At 70.4% G+C, this 25218-nt stretch carries 24 protein-coding genes; 7 read left to right on the forward strand and 17 right to left on the reverse strand.

All coding sequences use genetic code 11. From position 1 onward, the window contains the following. Positions 1-42: 42 nt before the first annotated feature. Positions 43-1062 carry a hypothetical protein gene (locus tag ACLNEE_RS01735; RefSeq protein ID WP_411424332.1) on the reverse strand — a complete coding sequence of 340 codons (1020 nt, stop codon included), beginning with the start codon at positions 1060-1062 and terminating at the stop codon, positions 43-45. Between the two features lies 1 nt (position 1063). Beyond that, complete coding sequence (gene psbP, locus ACLNEE_RS01740; protein ID WP_412006710.1) at positions 1064-1654, reverse strand: photosystem II reaction center PsbP; 591 nt, start codon at positions 1652-1654, stop codon at positions 1064-1066. Positions 1655-1783: 129 nt separating this feature from the next. Here psbP and recR point away from each other — a divergent pair, with 129 nt between their 5' ends. The 3 genes from recR to lipA all read left to right on the forward strand — a co-directional run bounded on the left by recR (position 1784) and on the right by lipA (position 5329). Continuing rightward, positions 1784-2362, forward strand: a complete 579-nt coding sequence (gene recR, locus ACLNEE_RS01745) for a recombination mediator RecR (RefSeq protein ID WP_411424330.1) — start codon at positions 1784-1786, stop codon at positions 2360-2362. A gap of 282 nt (positions 2363-2644) precedes the next feature. Continuing rightward, on the forward strand, positions 2645-4294 hold the full coding sequence (locus ACLNEE_RS01750; RefSeq protein ID WP_412006711.1) for an urea transporter: 1650 nt from the start codon (positions 2645-2647) through the stop codon (positions 4292-4294). Positions 4295-4414: 120 nt separating this feature from the next. Then, the gene (gene lipA, locus ACLNEE_RS01755; protein WP_411424563.1) at positions 4415-5329 is read left to right on the forward strand and encodes a lipoyl synthase; all 915 of its coding nucleotides are present in this window, start codon (positions 4415-4417) and stop codon (positions 5327-5329) included. A 34-nt stretch (positions 5330-5363) separates the two neighbouring features. On the opposite strand, the gene ACLNEE_RS01760 is transcribed toward lipA, so the two are convergent. Together ACLNEE_RS01760 and ACLNEE_RS01765 are read right to left on the reverse strand one after the other, a co-directional pair. Next, positions 5364-6107, reverse strand: coding sequence for a methyltransferase (locus tag ACLNEE_RS01760; RefSeq protein WP_411424562.1), 744 nt, complete (start codon positions 6105-6107; stop codon positions 5364-5366). Positions 6108-6116: 9 nt separating this feature from the next. Then, positions 6117-6797: a type 1 glutamine amidotransferase domain-containing protein gene (locus ACLNEE_RS01765; RefSeq protein WP_411424561.1), complete on the reverse strand. Its 681-nt coding sequence runs from the start codon at positions 6795-6797 to the stop codon at positions 6117-6119. A 241-nt stretch (positions 6798-7038) separates the two neighbouring features. On the opposite strand from ACLNEE_RS01765, the gene ACLNEE_RS01770 reads away from it, so the two are divergent. After that, positions 7039-7623 (forward strand): hypothetical protein, encoded by a 585-nt coding sequence (locus tag ACLNEE_RS01770; protein ID WP_411424560.1) that lies wholly within the window; start codon positions 7039-7041, stop codon positions 7621-7623. 178 nt (positions 7624-7801) lie between these two features. Here ACLNEE_RS01770 and ACLNEE_RS01775 read toward each other — a convergent pair whose 3' ends face one another. From ACLNEE_RS01775 to ACLNEE_RS01795, 5 genes are all read right to left on the reverse strand, one after another. Beyond that, complete coding sequence (locus ACLNEE_RS01775; RefSeq protein WP_411424559.1) at positions 7802-9190, reverse strand: glutamate decarboxylase; 1389 nt, start codon at positions 9188-9190, stop codon at positions 7802-7804. Positions 9191-9248: 58 nt separating this feature from the next. Beyond that, positions 9249-10232 (reverse strand): carbon-nitrogen hydrolase family protein, encoded by a 984-nt coding sequence (locus tag ACLNEE_RS01780; RefSeq protein ID WP_411424558.1) that lies wholly within the window; start codon positions 10230-10232, stop codon positions 9249-9251. Continuing rightward, on the reverse strand, positions 10225-12450 hold the full coding sequence (gene katG / locus ACLNEE_RS01785) for a catalase/peroxidase HPI (RefSeq protein WP_412006712.1): 2226 nt from the start codon (positions 12448-12450) through the stop codon (positions 10225-10227). The genes ACLNEE_RS01780 and katG overlap by 8 nt, the downstream gene beginning before the upstream one ends. Positions 12451-12521: 71 nt before the next feature. After that, on the reverse strand, positions 12522-13535 hold the full coding sequence (locus tag ACLNEE_RS01790; protein WP_412006713.1) for an NAD(P)-dependent alcohol dehydrogenase: 1014 nt from the start codon (positions 13533-13535) through the stop codon (positions 12522-12524). A gap of 15 nt (positions 13536-13550) precedes the next feature. Then, positions 13551-13673 carry a hypothetical protein gene (locus tag ACLNEE_RS01795; protein ID WP_411423929.1) on the reverse strand — a complete coding sequence of 41 codons (123 nt, stop codon included), beginning with the start codon at positions 13671-13673 and terminating at the stop codon, positions 13551-13553. A gap of 83 nt (positions 13674-13756) precedes the next feature. On the opposite strand from ACLNEE_RS01795, the gene ACLNEE_RS01800 reads away from it, so the two are divergent. Further along, positions 13757-14716: a glutathione S-transferase family protein gene (locus ACLNEE_RS01800; protein ID WP_411423928.1), complete on the forward strand. Its 960-nt coding sequence runs from the start codon at positions 13757-13759 to the stop codon at positions 14714-14716. Positions 14717-14743: 27 nt separating this feature from the next. On the opposite strand, the gene ACLNEE_RS01805 is transcribed toward ACLNEE_RS01800, so the two are convergent. From ACLNEE_RS01805 to lysA, 8 genes are read right to left on the reverse strand one after another with little or no spacing between them, the layout of a single operon-like run. Beyond that, on the reverse strand, positions 14744-15349 hold the full coding sequence (locus ACLNEE_RS01805) for a nitroreductase family protein (protein ID WP_411423927.1): 606 nt from the start codon (positions 15347-15349) through the stop codon (positions 14744-14746). A 2-nt stretch (positions 15350-15351) separates the two neighbouring features. Further along, positions 15352-15921, reverse strand: a complete 570-nt coding sequence (locus ACLNEE_RS01810) for a hypothetical protein (protein WP_411423926.1) — start codon at positions 15919-15921, stop codon at positions 15352-15354. Then, positions 15918-16913 (reverse strand): DUF952 domain-containing protein, encoded by a 996-nt coding sequence (locus ACLNEE_RS01815; protein ID WP_412006714.1) that lies wholly within the window; start codon positions 16911-16913, stop codon positions 15918-15920. The genes ACLNEE_RS01810 and ACLNEE_RS01815 overlap by 4 nt, the downstream gene beginning before the upstream one ends. Next, on the reverse strand, positions 16903-17862 hold the full coding sequence (trhO, locus tag ACLNEE_RS01820; RefSeq protein ID WP_411423924.1) for an oxygen-dependent tRNA uridine(34) hydroxylase TrhO: 960 nt from the start codon (positions 17860-17862) through the stop codon (positions 16903-16905). Before trhO ends, ACLNEE_RS01815 begins: the two co-directional genes overlap by 11 nt. Then, entirely contained in the window at positions 17859-18881 is a 1023-nt protein-coding gene (gene bioB, locus ACLNEE_RS01825) for a biotin synthase BioB (protein ID WP_411423923.1), read from the reverse strand. The genes trhO and bioB overlap by 4 nt, the downstream gene beginning before the upstream one ends. A 5-nt stretch (positions 18882-18886) precedes the next feature. Beyond that, positions 18887-19663, reverse strand: coding sequence for an isoprenyl transferase (locus ACLNEE_RS01830; protein ID WP_411423922.1), 777 nt, complete (start codon positions 19661-19663; stop codon positions 18887-18889). Beyond that, complete coding sequence (locus ACLNEE_RS01835; protein WP_411423921.1) at positions 19660-20490, reverse strand: diadenylate cyclase; 831 nt, start codon at positions 20488-20490, stop codon at positions 19660-19662. Before ACLNEE_RS01835 ends, ACLNEE_RS01830 begins: the two co-directional genes overlap by 4 nt. Before the next feature lie 20 nt (positions 20491-20510). Next, positions 20511-21998 carry a diaminopimelate decarboxylase gene (lysA, locus tag ACLNEE_RS01840; RefSeq protein WP_412006715.1) on the reverse strand — a complete coding sequence of 496 codons (1488 nt, stop codon included), beginning with the start codon at positions 21996-21998 and terminating at the stop codon, positions 20511-20513. A 35-nt stretch (positions 21999-22033) separates the two neighbouring features. On the opposite strand from lysA, the gene ACLNEE_RS01845 reads away from it, so the two are divergent. Together ACLNEE_RS01845 and ACLNEE_RS01850 are read left to right on the forward strand one after the other, a co-directional pair. Further along, positions 22034-22528: a GNAT family N-acetyltransferase gene (locus ACLNEE_RS01845; RefSeq protein WP_411423919.1), complete on the forward strand. Its 495-nt coding sequence runs from the start codon at positions 22034-22036 to the stop codon at positions 22526-22528. A gap of 163 nt (positions 22529-22691) precedes the next feature. Next, positions 22692-25217 carry an ATP-dependent Clp protease ATP-binding subunit gene (locus tag ACLNEE_RS01850; RefSeq protein WP_411423918.1) on the forward strand — a complete coding sequence of 842 codons (2526 nt, stop codon included), beginning with the start codon at positions 22692-22694 and terminating at the stop codon, positions 25215-25217. Position 25218: the final 1 nt, after the last annotated feature.

Genomic DNA, 25218 nt, shown 5'->3' on the forward strand with positions numbered 1-25218 from the left:
CGCCTGAGTCCATGGCTGGGGCCCTCCCCGCCAGCCGCAGGGTCACGCTCTCCGGGGAGTTCCCGCCTGGGCGGCGGCGGATGCCAGCGCCGTCGCCAGGGGACGCAGCAGCGGAGGCACCTGGCTGAAGGCACCGCTGAAGCCCGTGAACACCCACAGCCCCGCCGCCCCCTCCACCGGGCCCACCAGGGGGCGGCCATCGGTGCAGAAGGCCACCGGGACCTGGCGGTAGGCACCGGCCGCGTCGGCCGGCACGGCTCCGAAGTCGTTCAGGCCCTGCCGCAGGCTCGCCTCCATCGAGGCAGGGTCCGGAGCAGGTCCCGCCGGATCGGGAGGCACCAGGGTGAGCTGGCCGGCCAGCCAGGCCGTGCCAGTGGGCACCAGGCCGGCATCGACGATGCTGGCGGGCTCCCTCAAGGTTGCGGCCCGCTGCTCCAGCTCCTGCCGCCGGAAGTGCCAGGGCAGCACCACCTGGGCCGGCCAGCGCATCCGCCACGGTGGAGGCTGGCTGAGCTCCAGCACCCCTGCCCAGCTGGTGCGCAGCCCGTCAGGCAGGGCGGGCCAGAGGCTGCGGCAGGCGGCACCCGCCGCCAGCACCACCTGCTCCGCCTCCAGGCAGACGGGCGATCCGGGCGTTACACGGTCAGCCGGATCGGCGGTGACCTCCAGCCTCCAGCCCAGGGCCAGCCGCCGGGGGGGAGCCAGGACGCGCCCGCACAGCCGGCGCACACCGGCGGCGTCGAGCAGGCGGGGCAGGACCTCCAGCAGGGTGGAGGCCTCCACCTGGGCCACCGGCAGCGGTAGCCGTCCCAGCCCCGCGGGCAGGCCGTGGAAGCGAGCCAGGCGGAGACGCAGCCCGAGCGGACCATGGCGCCGCTGCAGCGCCAGCCAGGGACCGATGGCCGTGAGCGGCAGGAGGCCATAGCTCAGGGCGGTGGCCCCGACAGGACCGGCATCGACCAGCCATGGTGGTGAACCCATGGCGGCGAGCTCGAGGGCCAGCAGGCCACCGGCCAGGCCCCCACCGACCACGACGACCCCGGCCTGTTCCGGGGTCGCCATCTCAGACCAGGAGGGTGAAGGAGCTCACCACCTGCTGGAACAGCTCCTTCACCTTCCCCCAGCGGATCTCGTTGGTGCTGGCCGCGAACGTGTAGAGCCGGCCGCGGTCCACCACCACCGTGGCGAGCTCGTGGCGGTCGCGATCCTCCAGGTGCACGGCGTACTCCAGGTCGTAGAAGGTGCGGCCGTCCTGAACCCGCTCCTCAGCCTGCAGGAGTTCGGCCTCGCGCCCGGTCCCCTCGGGCGCGATCACCCGGCGCCGCAGGGTCTCTCCCACCGCCACCGCACTGCCCAGGGCCGTGAGGTCACTGTCGGGGGTGACCTCCGAAATCACCAGGCTGAGGGTCTCGTCACTGTTGATCAGGTCGTGGAACACGACCTGGGGGCCGCCGCTCACCTGCACCCGGGTCCAGCCTGTCGGGTAGAGGAAGGCGAACCGTCCATCGGGGTTCTGGTAGCGGTTCAGACCGGCCGCACTCGCACTGCAACCCACCAGCACCACGGCCAGCAGAAGCGCCAGCACCCCCCGCAGCAGGGGCCTGGACAGCGTGCTGGAGGGGGGACTGGGCGGGACGGGCAGTGTGGGGGCCATGGCAACCGGGGCGGGGGGAGGAGCTGCCGCCATTCTGCTGGCCCCCCTGGCCGCAGCCTCGGCACCCCGCCTGATCCCGCTTACATTCGCGCCATCTGCGGCGGATCGCTGAGCGGCTTCACGCGCCCGTTGGCCCGATTGATCGATCAGTTCGAGCGGCTGCCGGGCATCGGCCCGCGGACGGCCCAGCGGCTGGCCCTTCACCTGCTGCGTCAGCCGGAAGAGCAGATCCGCAGCTTCGCGGAAGCCCTGCTGGCCGCCCGCAGCCAGGTGGGTCAGTGCCAGCGCTGCTTCCACCTGTCGGCCGAACCCCTCTGTGAGATCTGCCGCAACGAGGAGCGCCGCAACGGCCAGCTCTGCGTCGTGGCCGACTCCAGGGACCTGCTGGCCATGGAGCGCACGCGGGAATTCCGAGGCATCTACCACGTACTGGGCGGTCTGATCTCGCCCATGGACGGCATCGGCCCCGAACTGCTGCAGATCCAGCCCCTGGTGCAGCGGGTCGCGGACGACGGCATCACGGAGGTGATCCTGGCGCTGACCCCCAGCGTCGAAGGTGACACCACCAGCCTCTACCTGGCACGCCTGCTGAAGCCGTTCACCACCGTGAGCCGAATCGCCTACGGCCTCCCCATGGGCAGTGAGCTGGAGTACGCCGACGAAGTCACCCTGGCCCGGGCCTTCGAGGGCCGTCGCACCCTGGACTGATCCCGCCCCACCACCCCGCACCTGCTGGCCCGCACCTCCTTGCCCGCCCGGCTGGCGCGCTTGGCTGGGGACGCAACGATCTGCGTCGGGTCGGACACACCGTCGCCCCGCGAGCTGGGCTGCGGCGATGCTCAGAACATCCACACGCTTCCTGCTGGCAGCCCCGCGGAGGGAAGGCCCGGATCTCCGAGCGCTCCTCGCCAGGCCTGCCGATCGGAGGGGGCGCGAGGGCCCTGATCAGCCTCTGATCAGCCGCTGTCAACCCGTTCCTTCACGACCCCCATGCCCCTGTCCGAAGGGAGCGAGCAGTCGAGGGCCTTCGATCTGCTGGCCGGCTTTGTGGATCCCCCCAGCAGCCCAGGCCGACGGCGATGGCTGCCCACGGCCGGCACCCTGCCCCAGCTTGGTCACGCCGCTGGGCATCCTGCGGCGGTGCCGCTGACCGCGGCCCTGCGAAGCCTGGGGCAGGTGATCTTCATCAACAACCCGGTCAGTGGCCTGCTGCTGTTGCTGGCCCTGGTGTGGCAGGCCCCCGCCATGGGGCTCCTTGCGGCCGTGGGGATCGCCACGGCGAACATCACCGCCCGCTGGGTCGGCGCGGACCGCGGCGCCCGTCGCAACGGCATCTACGGGTTCAATGGCGCGCTCGTGGGCAGTGCCGCGGCCGCCTTCGCCGCCCTGAATGGCCCCCTGAGCCTGGTGGCGTGGATGGGGTGGGTGGCCGCCGGAGCGGCCCTCACCACCCTGCTCCTCGAGGGCCTCGGAGGCTGGCTCGTGGGTCGGCTCGGGGTGCCGCCCCTCACCCTGCCCTTCTGCCTGATCACCTGGCTTGTCCTGGCCGTGGTGATGGGCCTCGACCATCCGGCCCTCAGCCTGCTGGCCCAGGGCCCAGCGCCGGCCCAGGTGCCCTGGGGGCTGGGCCTGCTGGAGGGGGTGGTGCGGGGCTTCGGACAGGTGTTTCTCTGCTCCTCCCTGCCCAGCGGCCTGATCGTTCTGGCGGCCGTTGCCGCCGCCAGCCCCCTGGCCGCCCTGCTTGGGCTGGCCGGCGGCCTGGTCTCCAGCCTCACGGCGCTGGCCCTGGGCATGGATACCGGTGCCCTCGCCCTGGGTCTGGGCAGCTACAACGGCGTGCTCACCGCCATCGCGATCGGCGGCACCTTCTATGCCACGACCCGGGACAGCCTGGTGATCGCCCTGCTGGCGGCCGCGGGCTCGAGCCTGATCTCACCGGCCCTGGCCCAGGGCCTGGGCAGCGCCCAGCTGCCCGTGCTCACCCTGCCCTTCGTGCTGGCCACCATGACCACGATGGTGCTGGTGCGCCGGGCCCTTCCCTCCCTCCTGCCGGTGGCGCTGCATTCGGTGCTCACCCCCGAGGAACACCGGCAGCGGTTCATCGTCGCCAGGGCGCTGCTGAGGGACTTTCGTCGCCAGCTGCACCAGAGCGTCGCCGGTGAACAGAAGGCCGTGCTGTTGCCCCGCGCGGATGCCGCCGAACGCGAGCGCCTCCGGCATCTGTTCGAGGACCTCGACCGGGACGGCAGCGGCAGCCTCAGCGTCGCGGAGCTCGCCACCGGGCTGATGCGCCGCCAGGGGGGCAGCCTTGCCGATGGCGCCAGCCGCCAACGCTTCCTGCAGCTCGAGACGATCCTCAGGCGCATGGATCTCGATGGCGACGGCCAGGTGGACCCCGAGGAATTCGGCGAACTGATGCTGCGGCTTCGTCGCCTGCACGCGGGACGGGCCGAGCTGCTCACCTATCTGCAGCCCGTCGATGCCGACGGCAATGCCGAACTGGACCCCGCCGAGCTCGACCGGCTGCTGGTGAGTGTGGGCCTGCCCCCCCTGCGGGACGAGGAGAGCCGCCAGGTGTTCGGCAGTCCAGGGCGGGGCCTGAGCTGGGGGAGCTTCCTGGATCTGCTGCTGCTGACCTGAGGGCCGGCTCCGGGACGGCCAGGCCAACCCCCTTGGCAGACAACCGCTCTTACAGTTCCCGCGCACCAGCCGGGCCAGCCACGGTCGGTCGCCACTCCTGCTGGTCGCCACTCCCGATCGATGCGTCCAACCCGCGGCCGATACAGCAGCATCCCGCCCCGGGAGCGCCTGCCCGCCTGGATCCGTTCCCCGATCGGCAACGCCACGGCCCTCGAGGCCGTGCAGGGGGTCGTCAAGCAGCAGCGGCTGCACACGATCTGTGAGGAGGGCCGCTGCCCCAACCGGGGCGAGTGCTACGCCGCGGGAACCGCCACCTTTCTGCTGGGTGGCCCGATCTGCACGCGCAGCTGCGCCTTCTGCCAGGTGGACAAGGGCGCCCCACCGGCGGCCGTGGACGATGACGAGCCCGAGCGGGTGGCCCAGGCCGTGGACACCCTGCAGCTGCGCTACGTGGTGCTCACCGCCGTGGCCCGTGACGACCTGGACGACCACGGCGCCAGCCTGTTCACCCGCACCATGGCCGCCATCCGGCGTCGCCGGCCGGAGGTGGCGATCGAGGTGCTCACGCCGGATTTCTGGGGTGGGCGGCAGGGCGAGGAGGAGGGTCGGGCCGCCCAGCGGACGCGACTCGCGGCGGTGCTCGCGGCGGAGCCGGTGTGCTTCAACCACAACCTCGAAACGGTGGAGCGGCTGCAGGGGGAGGTGCGCCGCGGCGCCACCTACCGCCGCTCCCTCGAGCTGCTGGCGGCAGCCCGGGAGCTCGCCCCGGCCCTCCCGACCAAGAGCGGTCTGATGCTGGGACTGGGCGAGAGCTTCGCAGACGTGGTGGCCTGCCTCGGGGATCTGCGCGACGTGGGCTGCCAGCGGCTCACCCTGGGGCAGTACCTGCGCCCCTCCCTGGCCCACATCCCCGTGGCGCGCTACTGGCGCCCGGAGGAGTTCGACGCCCTGGCCGGGATCGCCCGGGAGCTGGGTTTCACCCAGGTGCGCAGTGGCCCCCTGGTGCGCAGCAGTTACCACGCCGGCGAAGCGTGAGCGCGACGCCGAAGCAAGCAGCCGGCGCGGGCCCTCAGACCCGGGGCGTCAGCATGGCCAGGGCTTCGGCGCCGTGGCTGCCGCGCCAGAGCCAGCGCCACTGCCAGCCACAGGCCTCGGCGGCCCGCTGGATCGCCCGGCGATCCGCCGGGTGGTCGTGGGCGCTGATGTGATCGATCACCTGCTGGCGTTCGGCCGCCGCCAGCGGATCCCACGTCTGCAGGATGCGCTGGGTGTAGCGCGCGAGGTAGCTGGCACGGCTTTCACCGGATGCCCGAAACACGTCCGCCCAGAGGACGAGACCGCCGGGAGCCAGCCGGGACCGCAGCCCGGCCAGGAAGCGGTGCTTGGCCCCATCGTGGAGGTGATGCACGGCGTAGGCGGTGTGGACAAGATCGACAGCAGGAGCCGCAGCGACGGCGGGATCGAGGACCCAGGCCAGCAGGTCCTGCCGGCACCAGCTGCGGCGGTAGGCCACACCCTCCAGCCGGGCAGCCGCCAGGGGCAGGACATCGGCACAGAGGTCCACACCGGTGTAGGCCTCCAACGGCAGCTCCCGCAGCAGGGGAGCCAGCTGGGCGAGATCACCACAGCCCAGGTCGGCCATCCGCGGCCGGCCGGCCGTGGGGGATCGCTGGGCAAGCCAGTGCCGGATCGCGCCGGCCGTCGCCGCGGCAAGCGCCCGGTGTTCCATCAGGTCGTGGTCCACGACCCGGCGGTAGGTGCTCCATCGCCGTTGGAAGAGATCCGTGACCGTCCCTCCGGGCATCAGGCGCATCGGGCGCGATCAGCCCAGGGCCGCGAGCAAAGCCTCGGCCGCCGGCCTCGAAGACGCCGGATTCTGGCCGGTGATCAGCAGACCATCCACCACGGCCAGGGGCTGCCAGTCGCCGGCGGATTCATAGCGACCACCCAGCTGCCTGAGGCGGTCTTCGACCAGGAAGGGCACGATCGCGCTCAGCCCCACGGCCTCCTCTTCGGTGTTGCTGAAGCCGGTGACGCGCCGTCCCGCCACCAGCAGATCCCCGGCCGGGGTGCGGACCTGGGAGAGCACCGCCGGGGCATGGCAGACGGCCGCCACGGGTTTGTGCTGCACCACGAACGCCTCGAGGAGACCGATGGAGGACGGGTCGGAGGCCAGGTCCCAGAGCGGCCCATGGCCGCCGGTATAGAAGACGGCATCAAACCCATCCGCGCGCAGGGACGAGAGCTTCCGGGTGTTCGCCAGGGCCTGCCGGGCTTCGGGGTCGGCCTCGAAACGCCGGGTCGCCTCCGTCTGGAAGTCCGGCAGGCTGCTCTTGGGGTCCAGGGGCGGCTCGCCGCCCCTGGGCGACGCAAGGGTGAGGCCCAGGCCCGCATCGCGGAACACGTAGTAGGGCGTGGCCAGTTCCTCGAGCCAGAAACCGGTGGGGGTGCCCGTTTCCCCCAGCTGATCGTGGGATGTGAGAACGATCAGGATGTGCTTCATCGTCCCCACGCCTTGCCTGGGGCCCACTGTAGGGACGTGAAACGGACGGTCCTGGGGATCACACCCTGGGGATGACGTGCTTGGGGAGACGTCCTCGAGGGGGCAGCCTCGAGGGGAACAGCCTCGAGGGGCAGGGGCGCATCAGCGGACGTTCTGCAACGATCACGCACCCCGAGGCCTGGCACTGTTGGGCCTGGGCAGCGGACGTGGCTAGGTCTGGGAACGTTGCTTCTTCCTCAGCATGAGCCTCTCGGCGGTCGAATGCCCCAACGGCATCTGCCACAGCTTCCATGGCGGCCACACCGTGGCCCGGATGGACCTGGATGACAGCCTGCAACGTCACGGTCGGGACTGGTGCGAGCGGCTGGCCGAACGGGTCTACGAACTCTCGGTCGACAGCTTCAGCGAGAGCGTCACCCCCCATCTGCACCAGCCCGGTTGGCAGCGCCGCCACCTCGACTGGGAGTTCCGTCTGCAGGCCGAGGACGCCGAAGCGGAGCGCACCGTGGTGGATGGGGCCATCAATGCGGTGGAGAGCTTCCTCCGCAGCCATGAGGTGCAGCGCCTGTTCGTGCGCGAACTGGTGCAGGGGACCCTGGCGGAAGCCGGTTCCCGCGGCTCGCTGCGCGCGCGGGTGCTGCAGCAACTGATCGAGCAGGAGGTGCTGGCACTGATCGCCGAGCAGCGGGAAGACCTCCTGGATCGCGTCGCCATGGCCATGCTCGAAGAAGGGGATGGGCAGTTCGAACCGGTGCGCAACCTGGCCGGCGAGGCCCTCGAGCAGGTCGAGCATCTGCTGCTGAACCACGCCGAAGCGTCCCGGTAACGGAACGGGGGCGTGGGGGCGAGGGCCTTGTGGCTCCGCCCCCGCAGCCCCTTGCAGACAGGGCCACTCCCCCCTGGATTCAAGCGGCAGAGGGGGTGATCGAACCGTCTTCGCCATGGGCTGAGGGCCCATGGGCTGAGGGCCCATGGGCTGAGGCGCCATGGCTGTGCAGCGTTCCCTACAGATGGTTGTAGGAGGCGGCCTCGCTGGCCGTGAGCGGCACGGGGACCGGGTGCCGTTCGAAGTGCTCGATCGCCTGGCGGATGTCCCGCAGGAGCAGATCCGCCATCTCGCGGTTGAAGCCCCGCTTCACCAGGATCCGCTGGTAGGCCCTGGTGCTGAGACTGCCGGTGAAGGGGTAGGCCGGAACCTGCCAGCCGCGAGTGCGCAGGCGATCGGCCAGGTCGTAGAGGCTGAATCCGCCGTTGCGGCCGGGGGCCAGGGTCCAGACCACGGCGGGAATGCCCTGGTCGGGATCCCCGTCGTGGAGGATCTCGAAGAGCTCCAGCCTGGCCAGGGCGGCGGCAAGGTAGCGGGCCACGGCGTAGGAGACGCCGTGGGTGAGTCGGTAGCCCTCCCGCCCCAGCCGCACGAACATGAAGTACTGGGCGATCACCTGGCCCGCCGGCCGGGAGAAGTTGATCTGGAAGGTGGGCATGTCGCCCCCCAGGTAGCTCACGCTGAACACCAGCTCCCGGGGCAGATCGCTGGCCTGGCGCCAGATCACCCAGCCCACGCCGAGGGGGGCGAGGCCGAACTTGTGTCCGGAGGCATTGATCGACTTGACCCGCTCCAGCCGGAAGTCCCAGGGGGGAAGGTCAGGGGCGGTGAAGGGAGCGAGGAAGCCGCCGCTGGCCGCATCCACATGAATGGGCACATCCAGGCCGGTGCGCTCCTGCAGCCCATCGAGGGCGGCACTGATGCCGGCCACGTCTTCGTAGAGGCCGTGGTAAGTGACGCCGAGGGTGGGGACCACCATGATCGTGTTCTCATCCACCCGCTCCAGCACGTCATCGGGTGTCATGCACAGGCGGCCGGGGGCCATGGGGATCTCCCGCAGCTCGATGTCCCAGTAGCGGGCGAACTTGTGCCAGCAGATCTGCACACTGCCGCACACCATGTTGGGCCTGTCGGTGGGCAGGCCCGCCGCCTGACGCCTCGCCCGCCAGCGCCACTTGGCGGCCAGGCCGCCGAGCATGGCCGCCTCGCTGCTGCCGATGGTGGAGCAGCCGGTGGCGCCCTGCGGCGCGTTCCACAGATCGGCCACGAGGTTGACGCAGCGGCGCTCGATTTCCGCCGTCTGAGGGTATTCGTCCTTGTCGATCAGGTTCTTGTCGATGGCCAGATCCATCAGGGCATGAACCTCGGGCCCCTCGGTGGTCTGGCAGAAGGTGGCGAGGTTCTGCTTGCTGTTGCCATCGAGCAGCAATTCCTCCTCGAGAATCGCCTCGGTGATGGAGGCATCCTGTCCCTCCGCGGGGAAGACATCAGCCGGGAGCGGTTGCACCAGCAGCTCCGAGTCGCTGCTGTCCTTACGGGTGATGGGGCTGGTCTCGTGGAGGGCCATGCGGTGTCGCTCTCAGACCTGGCCCCACACCGTATCCAGGACGCTCCGGTTTCCAGCGCTAAGGGGATCGCCTGGTGAGCGGAGGGCTGAGCAGATCGCCGTAGAGATCCGTTCGGCGATCGGCGAAGTAGGTGGTTCCCTCCGGATGGGGATGGTGGTACTCGCCGGGGATCAGGTCGGCCAGCAGCAGGCAGGGCCGGTTGTCGGCGGCCAGCAGCAGGGACCCGTCCGGGGCGCAGATCACGCTGTTGCCGAGGTAGTGGGCCCAGGGCTCGCCCTCCACGGTCTCCAGACCACAGCGGTTGGCATAGGCCACGAAGCAGAAGTCCTGGAACGCATGGGCCGGCAGGAGGGTGCGGGAGACATCGGGGTAGGGAGGTGCGGTGCGCCGGCCGTCACTCAGCCGCACCCAGGTGTCGGCGGCGGTGGGAATCAGCACCAGCTGGCCCCCCCGCAGCGCCAGCAGACGGGTGAGCTCCGGGAATTCGGCTTCGTAGCAGTTGAGCAGGCCCACGCCGAGCCCGTTGACGGCCTGCACGGTGAAGGCGTCCCCCTCCTCCGCGAAGCGGTGGCCCTCGCTCCAGAACTTCCGCTCATCGGGGCCCCAGAGGTGGGTCTTGCGGTAGTTCTTCAGCAGGGTGCCGCTGGCATCCACCAGGGCGATGGCGTCGTAGAAGCGCTCCTCACCCGCCACCAGGGCCCGCTCGGCGTAGGGGCAGGCGATCGCCATCCCCTGACGGCGGGCACAGGCCGCCACGCGCTGCAGGCTGGGGCCGTCGAGCGGTTCCGCCAGCTGCCGCACCCGCGCGGGATCGCTGGCATAGCCACCGAGGTAGAGCTCCGGGAAGGCCAGCAGCTGCGCACCCCAGCCGGCGGCGGCTGCACTCACCTGCTCGAGCCGCTGCAGGTTCTCCTCCACGGCAGCCGCCGTGCCGGCCCGTCCCTCGCCCTGCCAGAGCGCCAGCCGCAGTCCTTCCCCCGGGGCCGGGGGTTCCGGCAGGATCCGGCTCAGCAGCAGGCCCCGGGAGGGCAGCTCAGCCACCTGTCCCGGCGGCGCGCAGGTCGAAGCGATCCAGGTTCATCACCTTGGTCCAGGCCGCGATGAAATCGGCCACGAACTTGGCCGGCGCATCGTTCTGGGCATAGACCTCCGCCAGGGCGCGCAACTGGGAGTTGGAGCCGAACACCAGGTCGACCCGGGTCGCGGTCCAGCGCAACGCGCCCGTCCGGCGGTCACGCCCCTCGAAGGTTGCCGCGGCTTCGGCCCCAGCGTCGGAGTTCGGCGTCCAGACCGTGCCCATGTCGAGCAGGTTCACGAAGAAGTCGGTGCTGAGGGTGCCGACCCGGTGGGTCAGCACGCCGTGGGATGAGCCGCCCGCATTGGCCCCCAGCACCCGCAGTCCCCCCACCAGCACGGTCAGCTCCGGGGCGCTGAGGCTGAGCAGCTGGGCCCGATCGATCAGCAGCTCCTCCGCCGGCACGCGGTAGGTGCGCTTCAGGTAATTGCGGAAGCCGTCGGCCTGGGGCTCCAGCACCGCGAAGGAGGCGGCATCGGTCTGCGCCTGGGTGGCATCGGTGCGGCCCGGGCTGAACGGCACCGTCACGGCCTGGCCGGCGGCGCGGGCGGCCTCCTCCACGGCCGCAGCCCCTGCCAGCACGATCAGATCCGCCAGGGACACCCGGGTGCCATCAGCCTGGGCGGCGTTGAAGCTCTGCTGGATCCCTTCGAGCACGCCCAGCACCCGGGCCAGCTGCCCGGGCTGGTTCACCTCCCAGCCGTTCTGGGGGGCCAGCCGCAGGCGGGCACCGTTGGCGCCCCCCCGCTTGTCGGAGCCGCGGAAGGTGGAGGCCGAAGCCCAGGCGGTGGCCACCAGCTCCGGCACGGTGAGCCCGCTGGACAGCACCTGGCCCTTGAGCTCGGCGATGGCGGCGGGGCCGATCAGGGGATGATCGACGGGGGGAACCGGGTCCTGCCAGATCAGATCCTCGGCGGGCACTTCAGGGCCGAGGTAGAGCACCTTCGGCCCCATGTCGCGGTGGGTGAGCTTGAACCAGGCGCGGGCGAAGGCGTCGGCAAAGGCCTGATGATCGACGTGAAAGCGGCGGGCGATCGGTTCGTAGATCGGATCGAAGCGCAGCGACAGATCCGCGGTGGTCATCATCGGCCGGTGCCGCCTGGTGGGGTCGTGGGCGTCGGGGATGAGGTGTTCCTCGCGCACATCCTTGGCGCGCCACTGCCAGGCGCCGGCCGGACTCTTCTCCAGCTCCCACTCGTAGCCGAACAGCATCGCGAAATAACCCCGGTCCCAGGTGGTGGGGTGGGGTTTCCAGGCCCCCTCGATGCCGCTGGTGGTGGCATCGGCGCCCTTGCCGCTGCCGAACCGGTTGCTCCAGCCCAGCCCCTGCTCCTCGAGCGAGGCCCCCTCCGGCCCAGGCCCGACCAGATCGGGGCTGCCGGCGCCGTGGGCCTTGCCGAAGGTGTGCCCCCCGGCCACCAGGGCGACGGTCTCCTCATCGTTCATGGCCATGCGGGCGAACGTCTCCCGCACATCCCGGCCGGAGGCCACCGGATCGGGTTCGCCGTTCGGGCCCTCGGGGTTCACGTAGATCAGCCCCATCTGCACCGCGGCCAGCGGATTCTCCAGCTCACGCTCGCCGCTGTGGCGCTCGTCCCCCATCCAGCTGGTCTCGCGGCCCCAGTAGGTGTCCTCCTCCGGCTGCCAGATGTCCACGCGGCCCGCGCCGAAGCCGAAGGTCTTCAAGCCCATCGATTCCAGCGCACAGTTGCCGGTGAGGATGATCAGATCGGCCCAGGAGATGCGGTTGCCGTACTTCTGCTTGATCGGCCAGAGCAGGCGCCGGGCCTTGTCGAGGTTGCCGTTGTCGGGCCAGCTGTTGAGCGGCGCGAAACGCTGGTTGCCGGTGCCGCCGCCGCCGCGGCCATCGCCGGTGCGGTAGGTGCCGGCGCTGTGCCAGGCCATGCGGATGAAGAGCCCCCCGTAGTGCCCCCAGTCGGCCGGCCACCAGTCCTGGGAGTCGGTCATCAGGGCGAGGAGATCGCGCTTGAGGGCCGCGAAATCCAGCTGGCTGAACGCTTCGGCGTAGTCGAAGCTGGCCCCGAGGGGATTGGAGGCCGGGGCGTGCTGGTGCAGGATCCCGAGATTGAGCTGGTGGGGCCACCAGGCATGGTTCGCCGAACCGCGGGCCGCGGCGGTGGCCGCGGCGTGGCCCGAGAACGGGCACTGGCCAAGCTCAGTCATCGCGGTGCCGCAGCGGGGAGGGAACGTTCACCCAGACCGTATGCACAGCCCTCCGGGCGGGCAGATGCCCCTCACATTCCGTAGCCCGCCAGCGCTGGCGCCATCCCGGCCAGGGTGATCACGACATTGCCCCGCTTGTGACCGGTGTCGACATAGCGGTGGGCCTCCACCATCTGGGCAAACGGATAACAGCGGTCGATCACCGGTTCGAATGCCCCGGCCTCCGCCAGAGCCGCGAGGGTCGCCACGTCCTCGGCCCGGGCCGAGGCCGGGCCCGCCAGCACGCGCCGGCGCGAGATCCATGAGTGCCAGCCGCTCAGCATCAGGTCGGGGAGGCCGGCCACCAGCAGCAGCAGGCGGCCCCCAGGCTTGAGCGAGCGCCGGCAACGGGCCAGGGGAGCCGTGCCGACGGCATCGACGATCACGTCATAGACCTCACCGCGCTGGGTGAAGTCTTCCCGGGTGTAGTCGATGACCTGGCGGGCCCCGAGCGATCGCACCAGATCCAGGTTGGCGCCGCTGCAGACCCCCGTCACATCGGCGCCCCAGTGCCGGGCCAGCTGCACCGCCGCGGTGCCGACGGCACCGGAAGCCCCGTTCACCAGCACCCGCTCGCCGGGCCGCAGCCCGGCGCGGCGGAAGTAGTCCAGCATCGTCGTGCCACCGAAGCAGAGGGCGGCGGCCGCCTCGAAGGAGAGGTGACTCGGCTTGGGGGCGACCGTCCCCGCGGCAGGCAGGCAGCAGTACTCCGCATGGCAACCCATGGCAGCGTCGCTGAAGCCGATGACGGCATCGCCGACCCGGAACCGGTCCACATCGCGGCCGAGCGCCTCCACGACCCCGGCCAGTTCCATCCCCAGGATGGGCTGCCTGGGGCGCCTGAATCCGGCGATCAGCCGGATGATCAGGCCGAAACCCGGCGGCACCTCCAGGCTGCGCATCCTCCAGTCGCCTGAGCTGACCGTGGTGGCATGGACACGGATCCGCACCTCATCGGCCCGGGGGGTGGGCAAGGGGACATCCTTCATCTGAAGAACGTCTGGCGGCCCATACCGCTCCACCACGAAGGCTTTCATGCCGCGCATGGCTCCGGCGCGCCGTCAGGGGGTGGGCAGGGTGAAGCCGGACTGGAGGTGCTTGAGATCCAGCAGCACGACCATGAACCACACCAACAGGGCCAGCCCCCCCAGGGATGCCGCGACCGTGGCCAAGGAGCGGAGCATGGGGGCGGTGCCGTCAGCCTCCCTGTCTAGCGGAACCCGCCTGCGCGCCTGCTCGTTACGGTGAGCGCCGCTGGGAGAGGGGCGTGGGTCTGCTGATCGACGGGGTGTGGCACGACCGCTGGTACGACACCAGCAGCACCGGCGGCCGCTTCGTGCGCTCGGCCTCCCAGTTCCGGCATTGGGTCACCCCCGATGGCCGGCCGGGGCCCAGCGGCGAGGGGGGATTTCGGGCCGAACCCCACCGTTACCACCTCTACATCTCCCACGCCTGCCCCTGGGCCCACCGCACGGCCATCTTCCGCAGCATCAAGGGCCTGGCCCCGATCGTCTCCCTGTCGGTGGTGCACTGGTTCATGGGGGACCAGGGCTGGACGTTCCATCCCGGCGAGGGGGTGGTCCCGGACCCGATCCACAAGGCCGAGTTCCTCCACACGATCTACACCAGCGCAGACCCTCACTACAGCGGCCGGGTCACGGTGCCGGTGCTCTGGGACAAGAGCACCGGGCGGATCGTGAACAACGAATCCTCCGAGATCATCCGCATGTTCAACAGCGCCTTCGAAGCTCTCGGCACCGCCCCCGGCGACTACTACCCCGAGGATCTCTGGGAGGAGATCGACCAGCTCAATGCCTGGATCTACGAGACCGTGAACAACGGGGTCTACCGCTGCGGGTTCGCCACCACCCAGGAGGCCTATGAGGAAGCCCTGCGGCCCCTGTTCGCCACCCTCGATGCCCTCGAGGAACGCCTGGCGGAACAGCCCTACCTGCTGGGCCATCGCCTCACCGAGGCGGACTGGCGCCTGTTCACCACCCTGGTGCGCTTCGATCCGGTGTATGTGGGGCACTTCAAGTGCAACCTGCGTCGCCTGGTCGATTACCCCAACCTCTGGCGTTACGTGCGGGAGCTTTACCACGTTCCCGGGGTGGCCGAGACGGTGAACATGGAGCACATCAAGGGCCATTACTACGCCAGCCACACCATGATCAATCCCTCCGGCGTGGTGCCGGCTGGCCCCCTGATCGATTTCTCCAAGCGCTGAGTTCCCAGCCGGGGCCCCCGCGGCGGGTCAGAACCCGTTCTCGAACACCAGGTCCTCCAGGGGCAGCTGGCCGGGCTTGGGCCAGGGGTCCTGGGTTCCCCGGCCGATCGCCACCATTGGCCCCATGACATGTTCCTGCGGCAGGCGGATCAGCTCGGCCAGCTTCTCGATCTCGAAGCCGATCATCGGGCAGCTCTGGTAGCCCATCCCGGTGGCGGCCAGCATCAGGGTCTGCATCGCCAGGCCGATCGAGCGCTGGGCCTCATCCCGCTGCAGCCACTCCCGGCCTTCGTGGAACGGGCCCATCCAGCCCACCAGCAGGTCGGCGACGGGCTGGGGGGCCTTGGCCCAGTAGCGCTCGGGCTGCTTGCTCCAGGCCTTCATGTCGGCCGTGAACAGCACCAGCAGCGACGCATCGGTGATCTGGGCCTGATCGTTGCCGTAGTCCTTGCGGATGGTGGCCCGCAGGGCTGGATCGCGCAGGATCACGAACCGCCAGTGCTGAATGTTGAAGCTCGTCGGGGCCTGGATGGTGGCCTCCAGCAACCTCCGTTCCTCCTCCGCGGTGAGCCGGTGGTCGGGGTCGAAGTGTTTCACCGCCCGGCGGGCGTAGATCGCGTCCAACACGTCCATGGCTAGGGCGGCAAAGGGTCCGTGCCGCTGACCCTAGGGGGTTCCTCGAGCGGCCCCGGAACGCTGCCGAGGCGACGGGCGCTGCGGCGCAGCCCCTCCGCGCAGTCCCCCACCATCAGCAGGCCGGCCCCACCCCACAGCAGCCGGGCGGGCAGATCGGCTGCGCCGGCTCCCAGCTCCCGCACGGGCTCGAAGCCCAGCTGGCGGAAGTAGCGCACCAGCCGCCGGTGCTGCCGCTCCCCATCCCGGATCGCCAGCAACCTGGCCCGGCGGCAGGGGGTCGCCTCCAGCGCCCAGGCGAAGGTGGCGGCCCAGATCAACGCGCCCACCCCGGCGCTGTCCTCCCCCTGCACCCGCAGCGTGTCCAGCCGCAGCCCATCCGCCAGCGGCAGCGCCCAGCCCTTCATCTCTCCCAGCAGCACCAGCCCATCGCCCGGCCGCCCAGGATCCCGGCGGCGGGCCACGCCGACGCGCAGCGTCCAGCCCACCCCCGCCAGGCGGCCCACCTGCAGCCGCAGCAACAGCCGGCGCCGGGCCGCCGCCTGCTCGATCTGCGCCAACGGGAAGGTCATGGCCGGTAGGGCTCGGCCCACAGCACGGCCTCGAGCGGCAGGGCACCGAACAGGTGGGGGAAGAGCTCACCAGTGCCCGGGGCCGGCTCCGGCCGCACCTCCACCCCGACCTGCGCCAGCCGGACGGGATCGAGACACAGCAGCACCACCGCGCCGGCGTCGGCGTAGAAGCGCCGGGCCGTGCTCGCCACCTGGTGGGCGTAGCTGGCGTGGATGAAGCCCACCTCCGCCAGGTCCCGGCCCCGGGTGGAGCGTCGGTAGCCCCCCGCAGCCCGGGCAGCCTGCCACTCCGGCTGCAGAGCCAGGTGGTAGAGCCAGCGGGGCGACCACCAGGGATGGCGGCTGGCCCAGGGATCCGCCATCACCGCGGCGAGCTGCGGGCCCTGGAGGAATCGGACCAGCCAGTCCTGGAGCGGCCGCAGGCCGGGGAGGCGATCGAAGCCGGCCGGATCGGCGCTCCTGAACTGGCGGACGAAGGGCAGCAGGGCCCAGTCGACCAGCGACGACCGCGGGCCCAGCAGCCAGCCACCCCGCTCCAGCCGGGCATTCCAGCCCCTCAGGATCGCCAGGGCCGCGCCCTGGTGCTCCTCCCGCCGGCTCTCCCCCGCTGGGCCGTAGCGGGCGGCGTACTTGAAGCGATCCAGATGGTGCTTGAAGGGGCCATCGTTCTCGGCGATCAAGGCCGCCGCCTCGACCCCATCCCAACCCAGCCAGCCCTCGGGGTCGCCCCCGGCCAGGGCCCACTGCATGATCGCCAGGCTCTCGTCGCGCACCCGCCCCTCCCGCTCCACCAGCACCGGCACGGTGCCCCTGGGGGAGGCCTCCAGCAGCTCCGGCGGCTTGGCCCTGAGGCTCACCTCCCGCACCTCCAGATCCCGGCCCGGCTCGAGACCAGCCGCACGGAGGGCCAGCCGCGCCCGGATCGCATAGGGACAGCGCCGGAAGCTGTAGAGCACCGGCAGGCCCTCCGCCGGTCGGCGCTCAGGCGCCACCTTGGGCCGGCAGGCTGAAGCTTCGGCCGATGTGGGGCTCACCCCGCTGCCTGGCCAGGTCCATCTGCCGCTGGCGCTCGGCGTAGCGGCGACGGTCGGCTTCGTCGTGCAGGTGCAGGCAGTGGCGGCAGCTCACCCCCGCCGCGTAACTGGGCAGCTGGCGGTCGGCGGCGGTGAGCGGCATGCGGCAGGCGTGGCAGAGGCTCGCCTCGCCGGGTTCGAGCCGGTGGTTCACGGCCACCCGCTGGTCGAACACGAAGCACTCCCCCCGCCAGCGGCTGCCCTGCTCCGGATGCTGCTCCAGGTAGCGCAGGATTCCCCCGTGCAGGTGATGAACCCCCGTGAAGCCCTGGCGCAAGAGGTGGGCCGTGGCCTTTTCGCAGCGGATCCCACCGGTGCAGAAGAGGGCGATCGCCTGCGGGCGCCGCTCCTCCACCAGGGGGCGCAGCTGGCGTTCCACCCAGTCGGGGAACTCGCGGAAGCTGCGGGTGCCGGGATCGATCGCCCCGGCGAAGCTGCCCAGCGCCACTTCGTAGGCATTGCGGGTGTCGATCACCAGCGTGCCCGGATCCTCGATCAGGGCATCCCACGCGTCGGGGGCCACGTGGGTGCCCACCGACGCCGAGAGGTAGGGCTGCAGGCCCGCCTCTCCCATCGTGACGATCTCCCGCTTGAGGCGCACCTTGAAGCGGTGAAAGGCCTGGGCGGGGGCCTGGGCGCTCTTCACCTCCAGGGCCGCCAGGCGCGGCTCGGCCCGCAACGTCGCCAGCAGGTCCTCCACGGCGGCCGCGGGGCCGCTCACCGTGCCGTTCACCCCCTCCGGGGCCAGCAGTACCGTGCCCTTGACCGCGCCGGCCTCTGCACAGCCCAGGAGCCGTCGGCGCAGCGCCGGCAGCTCGGCCGGCTCGAAGGCGGCGAAGCGGTAGAAGGCGGCCACCCGCAGGCTCATGCCAGGCAGAGCGGCTCGGTCGGCGCCTCCTCGACCCGCACCCCGGCGGCCGCCAGCAGTGCCCGATCGGCCGCCACGTCCGGATTGCCGGTGGTGAGCAGGGTGTCGCCGTAGAAGATCGAATCCGCGCCTGCCAGCAGACAGAGGATCTGCGCTTCCCGGTTCATCTGCTCCCGCCCGGCGCTGAGGCGCACCCGGGAGTGGGGCATGAGGATCCTGGCCGTGGCCACCATCCGCACCAGCTCCAGGGGGTCCACCGCCGGCTGCTCCTCCAGGGGAGTGCCCTCCACCGCCACCAGGGCATTGATCGGCACGCTCTCGGGATGGGGGTTCAGGCTGGCCAGCACCTGCAGCAGGGAGGCCCTGTCCTCGGGCCCCTCCCCCATGCCGATGATGCCGCCGCAGCAGAGGGTCACACCGGAACGGCGCACCCGCTCGAGCGTTTCGAGGCGTTCCTGGTAGGTGCGGGTGGTGATGATCCGCCCGTAGTGCTCGGGGCTGGTGTCGAGGTTGTGGTTGTAGGCGGTGAGGCCCGCCTCGGCCAGCCGCGCCGCCTGAGCATCGGTGAGCATGCCGGCGGTGACACAGGCCTCCATCCCCAGCTCCCGCACGCCCCGCACCATCTGCAGCATCGCCTCGAACGGGGCGCCGTCGCGGATCTCCCGCCAGGCCCAGCCCATGCAGAAGCGGTGGGCCCCCGCCTGCCTGGCGGCGCGGGCCCGCTCCAGCACCGGAGCCACCGCGAGCTCCGGCCGACCGGCCACGTCGGCGCTGTGGTGCAGTGACTGGGGGCAATAGGCGCAATCCTCCTCACAGCCGCCCGTCTTGACACTGAGCAGCGAGGCCAGCTGCACCCGGTAGCCGGGGTTGGCGGCGCGGTGCACCTGCTGGGCCTGCCAGAGCAGATCCATCAGCGGCAGCTCCAGCAACGCCTGGATCTCGGCACGGGTCCAGTCGTGGCGCATGGGCGGTCGGGTGATCACGGCGTCGGGCAACGGGCGATGGGCTGGAGAGGGCAAGGCGCTCAGGCGGCAGGTTCCACCCGGCCGAACCGCCGCTGGCGGTTCTGGTAGTCGAGCAGGGCCTGCAGCAGGGCCGCCCCGTCGAAGTCCGGCCAGAGCACATCGGTGATGTGCAGCTCGGCATAGGCGAGCTGCCACAGCAGGAAGTTGCTGATGCGCTGCTCGCCGCTGGTGCGGATCAGCAGGTCCGGATCGTGCTGGCCGGCGGTGTGGAGTTCGGCGGCGAAACAGCCTTCATCGATCGCCGCGGGGTCCAGTTCGCCGCGCGCCACCCGCTCCGCCAGCCGGCGGGCGACCCGCACCAGCTCGGCCCGGCCGCCGTAGTTGGTGCAGACGTTGAAATGGATGCCGGTGTTGGCCGCCGTGCGGGCGGTGGCATCGGCGATCAGCTGCTGCAAGCCGCGCGGCAGGGCCTCGAGGTCACCGAGGAAACGGATGCGGACCTGCTCCCGCTCCAGGGCGACGATCTCCCGCTCCAGCACCCGCTCGAACAGGGCCATCAGGAAACGCACCTCCTCTCCCGGGCGGTTCCAGTTCTCGGTCGAGAAGGCGTAGGCCGTCAGGGCCCCCACGCCCCAGTCGCTGCAGAGCCTGAGGGTGCGCTTCAGGGCCTCGACCCCCTCCCGGTGGCCCATCACCCGGGGCAGGCCGCGCTGGGAGGCCCAGCGGCCGTTGCCGTCCATGATCACCGCCACGTGGGCAGGCAGCCGGGCAGGATCCAGGCCCGCGGGTAACGGATGCCTCTGGGTGGGGCTGCTGGTCGCCAGGGCGCGACTCATCCGCGTGAATCCGGCGTGTCCTTGGCCACGCTACGCCCCGCGGGCAGAGCGAGGGACTTGGTGAGCAGATCGTGAAGGCGGCTGCTGGTGATCGGCCGCTCGAGCCGGCCCTGGCTCGCCAGGGCGAGGGTGCCGGTCTCCTCGGAGACGACGATCGCCAGACAGCGGTCGAACCGCTCGGTGAGGCCGAGCGCGGCGAGGTGGCGGGTGCCGTAGCGGTTGAGCCCCTGGCGGGAGAGGGGAAGGATCACCCCTGCCGCCAGGATGCGGTTCGCCTTCACCAGCACCGCTCCGTCATGCAGCGGGGTGTCGACGGCGAAGAGATTCAGCAGCAGGTCCACCGAGAGCTGGCCATCGATCGGGATGCCGGGGTTGAGAAAGTCCTCGGGCCGCAGGTCGCTGCCGAGATCCACCACGATCAGGGCCCCGCGGCGCGACTGGGAGAGCCGTCCCGCCGCCTCACTGAGCACGGCCACCGAGCCGGAGGCCAGCTGATCGCGGCGACGGTTGCCGAACAGGACCCCGATCCGTCCGGTGCCCAGCAGTTCCATCAACCGGCGCAGCTCCCCCTGCCAGAGGATGGCCAGGGTGAGGCTGCAGGCCAGCACGAGCGCGTCCACCAGCTTGCTGGTGAGGGGCAGGCTGGCGTAGCGCTGCACCACCCAGGCGAAGGCCACCAGCAGCAGATAGCCCCGGAGCAACCAGAGGGTGCGGGCCTCGGTGACCCGGCCCAGCACCACCACGCCAAGGGCGGTCGCGAACAGCAGATCCAGCAGCAGGCGGACATCCAGGAACCGAAGCCAACCACCAAGCCACGGCCCGGTCACGCCTGAACCCAATCCTGGCCTCAGGCTACCGGCGTGAGGCGGGCGGGAAGGACGTCGTAGCGCAGTAGGTCTTCCGGCTGCTCGCGCCGCTGCACCAGATCGGCCAGGCCCTCGTGCACCAGCACCGCCGCGGGGCGGGGAATGCGGTTGTAGTTGGAGGCCATCGAGGCGTTGTAGGCCCCCGTGGCGAACACGGCCAGCAGATCGCCGCTGGTGGCCGGGGGCAGGGCGATGTCCCGGAGCAGGACGTCGCCGGATTCACAGTGCTTGCCGGCGACCGTGACGGTCTCCGAGGCCTCGGCCCCCGGACGGTCGGCCAGGAGCGCGGTGTACAGCGACTGGTAGGTGATCGGGCGGGGGTTGTCGCTCATGCCGCCATCGACCGCGAGGTAGGTCCGCATCCCCGGGATCTCCTTGCGGCTGCCCACCGTGTAGACCGTGACGCCGGCCGTGGCCACCAGGGAGCGGCCGGGCTCGCACAGCAGCCGCGGCAGCTCGAGGCTGCGCTGACGGCAGGCCTCCGCCACCGCCTCGGCCACGGTGCGCACCCAGGCTTCGATGCTGGGCGGATCGTCGCTGGCGACGTAGCGGATCCCCAGCCCTCCGCCCACGTTCAGGTCGGTGACGGGATGGCCCAGATCCCGCGCCAGCTTCAGGGCGTCGGCCATCACCCCCGCCAGGTCGCGGTGGGGCTGGAGCTCGAAGATCTGGGAGCCGATGTGGGCATGCAGGCCGGTGAGCTGCGCCCAGGGGCAGCCCAGCAGGTGGTGCAGCACGGTCTCCAGCTGATCGGGATCGAAACCGAACTTGCTGTCCAGATGGCCGGTGCGGATGTACTCGTGGGTGTGGCACTCGATGCCCGGCGTGAACCGCAGCATCAGCCGCACGGGCTGCTCGAACGACGGTGACAGCTCGGCGAGAAGCTCGAGGTCACGCCAGTTGTCGACCACCACGGTCACCCCCTGGACGGCCGCGAGGGCCAGCTCCTCGCGGCTCTTGTTGTTGCCGTGCAGGACGATGCGCTCCGACGGCATGCCGCCGCCCAGGGCGGTGAGCAGTTCCCCGGCGGACACCGCATCCAGCCCGAGGCCTTCCTCCGCCACAATCGCGGTGATGGCCAGCGAGCTGTTGGCCTTGGAGGCGTAGAGCGCCAGGGACGGACCCGGATAGGCCGCCGCAAGGGCCTGGCGATAGGCCCGGCAGGTGGCCCGCAGCGTGGCCTCATCGAGCACGTACAGCGGTGTGCCGTAGGTGCGGGCCAGCTCGCTGAGCGTGCACCCCCCGACCTGGAGACGGCCCTCGCCATCGAGGGCCGTGGTGAGCGGGGTGAGGTTGCGGTTGGGGCTCGCCGTGTCCCGCTCCGGCTCGAAGGGCCGCAGGGCGGCGGCGACGGCGGCAGCAGGCTGGGCGGAGGGAACCGGGGACTGACCTGGCCGCGACTCGGCGCCGGTGACGGTTTCGCTGGACATCACCATGGCGGCAGCGCGGCTCTCGGAGATCGACGTCACGAAAGAATGTACGGAAGCACCGCCGCAGCTGGGCCGTGAGCCAGGCACCACCCCCGACCGGCGGGCTGCGGTCGGCTCCCCTGGCCCCGACCGACCTGGAGGAGTGTCTCGCCCTCGATCGCCAGTGCCTGCGGGGACTCTGGACCCCACAGCAGTGGCACACGGAACTGGGCGATCCCGGCCGGCCCGGGATCGGGCTCTGGGCGGGGGATGGGCTGGTGGGTGTGGGCTGCGCCTGGCTGGTGATCGATGAGCTCCACATCACCCTGGTGGCCGTGTTGCCGGACCGGCGCCGCCAGGGGCTGGGCCGGCGGGTGCTGGGGGAACTGCTGCGGGAGGGGCGTCGGCGCGGAGCCGCCCGGGCGACCCTGGAGGTGGGGGTCGAGAACCGTGCCGCGATCGCCCTGTACAGGGGGGCTGGCTTCACGACGGCCGGCAGACGTCGCGGTTACTACCGCAACGGCGAGGATGCCCTGATCCAATGGCTGCGGCTGGGGGATGGGGATCGACAGCCGGATGGGTGTGGATAACCGCCTTTTCTTATTCCTCAGCGGCCAGTATTTGCCGCATTGAGTTGCAATGAGAACGCAGCGGAGGCCTGCAGCAACTGGGATTCTCGATCTGAAGCCACCGCATCCACACCGCTCCGGTTAATCCTGATAGGTTGGATCAACTTGCAACAGGCCCCGGCCCATGTTCGAGCGGTTTACCGAGAAGGCCATCAAGGTGATCATGCTGGCCCAGGAAGAGGCCCGCCGCCTTGGACACAACTTCGTGGGCACCGAGCAGATCCTGCTGGGTCTGATCGGTGAGGGCACCGGCGTGGCCGCCAAGGTGCTCAAGTCGATGGGGGTCAACCTCAAGGACGCCCGTGTCGAGGTGGAGAAGATCATCGGGCGGGGCTCCGGCTTCGTGGCCGTCGAGATTCCCTTCACCCCCCGCGCCAAGCGGGTGCTGGAGCTCTCCCTGGAGGAGGCCCGCCAGCTCGGCCACAACTACATCGGCACCGAGCACCTGCTGCTGGGCCTGATCCGCGAGGGTGAAGGTGTCGCCGCCCGGGTGCTGGAGAACCTCGGCGTCGACCTGGCCAAGGTGCGCACCCAGGTGATCCGCATGCTGGGCGAGACCGCCGAGGTGGCCGCCGGAGGCGGCGGCAAGGGCTCCACCAAGACCCCCACCCTCGACGAGTTCGGCAGCAACCTCACCCAGCAGGCCGCCGATGGCAAGCTGGACCCCGTGGTGGGCCGCCAGCACGAGATCGAGCGGGTGATCCAGATCCTGGGGCGCCGCACCAAGAACAATCCCGTGCTGATCGGCGAGCCCGGCGTCGGCAAGACCGCCATCGCCGAGGGGCTCGCCCAGCGCATCAATTCCGGCGATGTTCCCGACATCCTCGAGGAGAAGCGGGTCCTCACCCTCGACATCGGCCTGCTGGTGGCCGGAACCAAGTACCGCGGTGAGTTCGAGGAACGCCTCAAGAAGATCATGGAGGAGATCCGGGGGGCCGGAAACGTGATCCTCGTGATCGATGAAGTCCACACCCTGATCGGCGCCGGTGCCGCCGAGGGGGCGATCGACGCCGCCAACATCCTCAAGCCGGCCCTGGCCCGAGGCGAGCTGCAGTGCATCGGTGCCACCACGCTGGATGAGTACCGCAAGCACATCGAACGGGATGCCGCCCTGGAACGCCGCTTCCAGCCGGTGATGGTGGGCGAGCCCTCCGTGGAAGACACGATCGAGATCCTGCGCGGCCTCAAGGAGCGCTATGAGGAGCACCACCGGCTGAAGATCGCCGACGAAGCCCTGATTGCGGCGGCCACCCTGGGGGATCGCTACATCTCCGACCGCTTCCTTCCCGACAAGGCCATCGACCTGATCGATGAGGCCGGCAGCCGGGTGCGCCTGATGAATTCCAAGCTGCCGCCCGCGGCCAAGGAAGTCGACAAGCAACTGCGTGCCGTTCAGAAGCAGAAGGAGGAGGCCGTACGCGAGCAGGACTTCACCAAGGCCGGTGAACTGCGCGACAAGGAGGTGGAGCTGCGCGAGCAGATCCGCACGATCCTGCAGGCCCGCAAGGATGATCAACCCGCTTCCGAAGCTCCCGAAGGAGCCGCGGTCGAGGTGTTCTCCGATCCGGACCGTTCGCCCATGGTCTCGGAAGAGGACATCGCCCACATCGTGGCGTCCTGGACGGGCGTTCCGGTGCAGAAGCTCACCGAGAGCGAGTCGGCCAAGCTGCTGAACATGGAGGAGACCCTCCACCAGCGCCTGATCGGCCAGGACGAAGCCGTCAAGGCCGTCTCCCGGGCGATCCGCCGGGCCCGCGTGGGCCTCAAGAACCCCAACCGTCCGATCGCCAGCTTCATCTTCTCCGGACCCACCGGGGTCGGCAAGACGGAGCTGACCAAGTCGCTGGCGGCTTACTTCTTCGGCAGCGAGGACGCCATGATCCGGCTCGACATGTCGGAGTTCATGGAGCGCCACACGGTCAGCAAGCTGATCGGTTCGCCTCCGGGCTACGTGGGCTTCAACGAGGGCGGCCAGCTCACCGAAGCCGTGCGGCGGCGTCCTTACACCGTCGTGCTGTTCGACGAGATCGAGAAGGCCCACCCCGATGTGTTCAACCTGCTGCTGCAGTTGCTCGAAGACGGACGCCTCACCGACTCGAAGGGACGCACGGTGGACTTCAAGAACACCCTGATCATCATGACCTCGAACATCGGTTCGAAGGTGATCGAGAAGGGTGGCGGCGGCCTCGGCTTCGAGTTCTCAGGTGGCGATGTCGAAGACACCCAGTACAACCGCATCCGGTCCCTGGTGAATGAGGAGCTGAAGCAGTACTTCCGCCCTGAATTCCTCAATCGACTCGACGAGATCATCGTCTTCCGTCAGCTCACCCGCGACGAAGTCAAGGAGATCGCCGAGATCATGCTCAAGGAGGTGTTCGGACGCATGGACGAGAAGGGAATCCACCTCTCGGTCACCGAGGCCTTCAAGGAACGGCTGGTGGAGGAGGGCTACAACCCCTCCTACGGGGCCCGCCCGCTGCGTCGTGCGGTGATGCGGCTGCTGGAGGATTCCCTCGCCGAGGAATTCCTCTCCGGAAGGATCGGAGAAGGGGACAGCGCCGTGGTGGATGTGAACGAAGCCAAGCAGGTGGTGATCCTCAAGCAGGCGCCCATCGCCGCGGTGCCTGAACTGGCCGGCGCCGGAGCCTGAA

Source organism: Aphanothece stagnina RSMan2012 (assembly GCF_046764815.1).
In the GTDB taxonomy this organism is placed as follows: Bacteria; Cyanobacteriota; Cyanobacteriia; order PCC-6307; family Cyanobiaceae; genus NIES-981.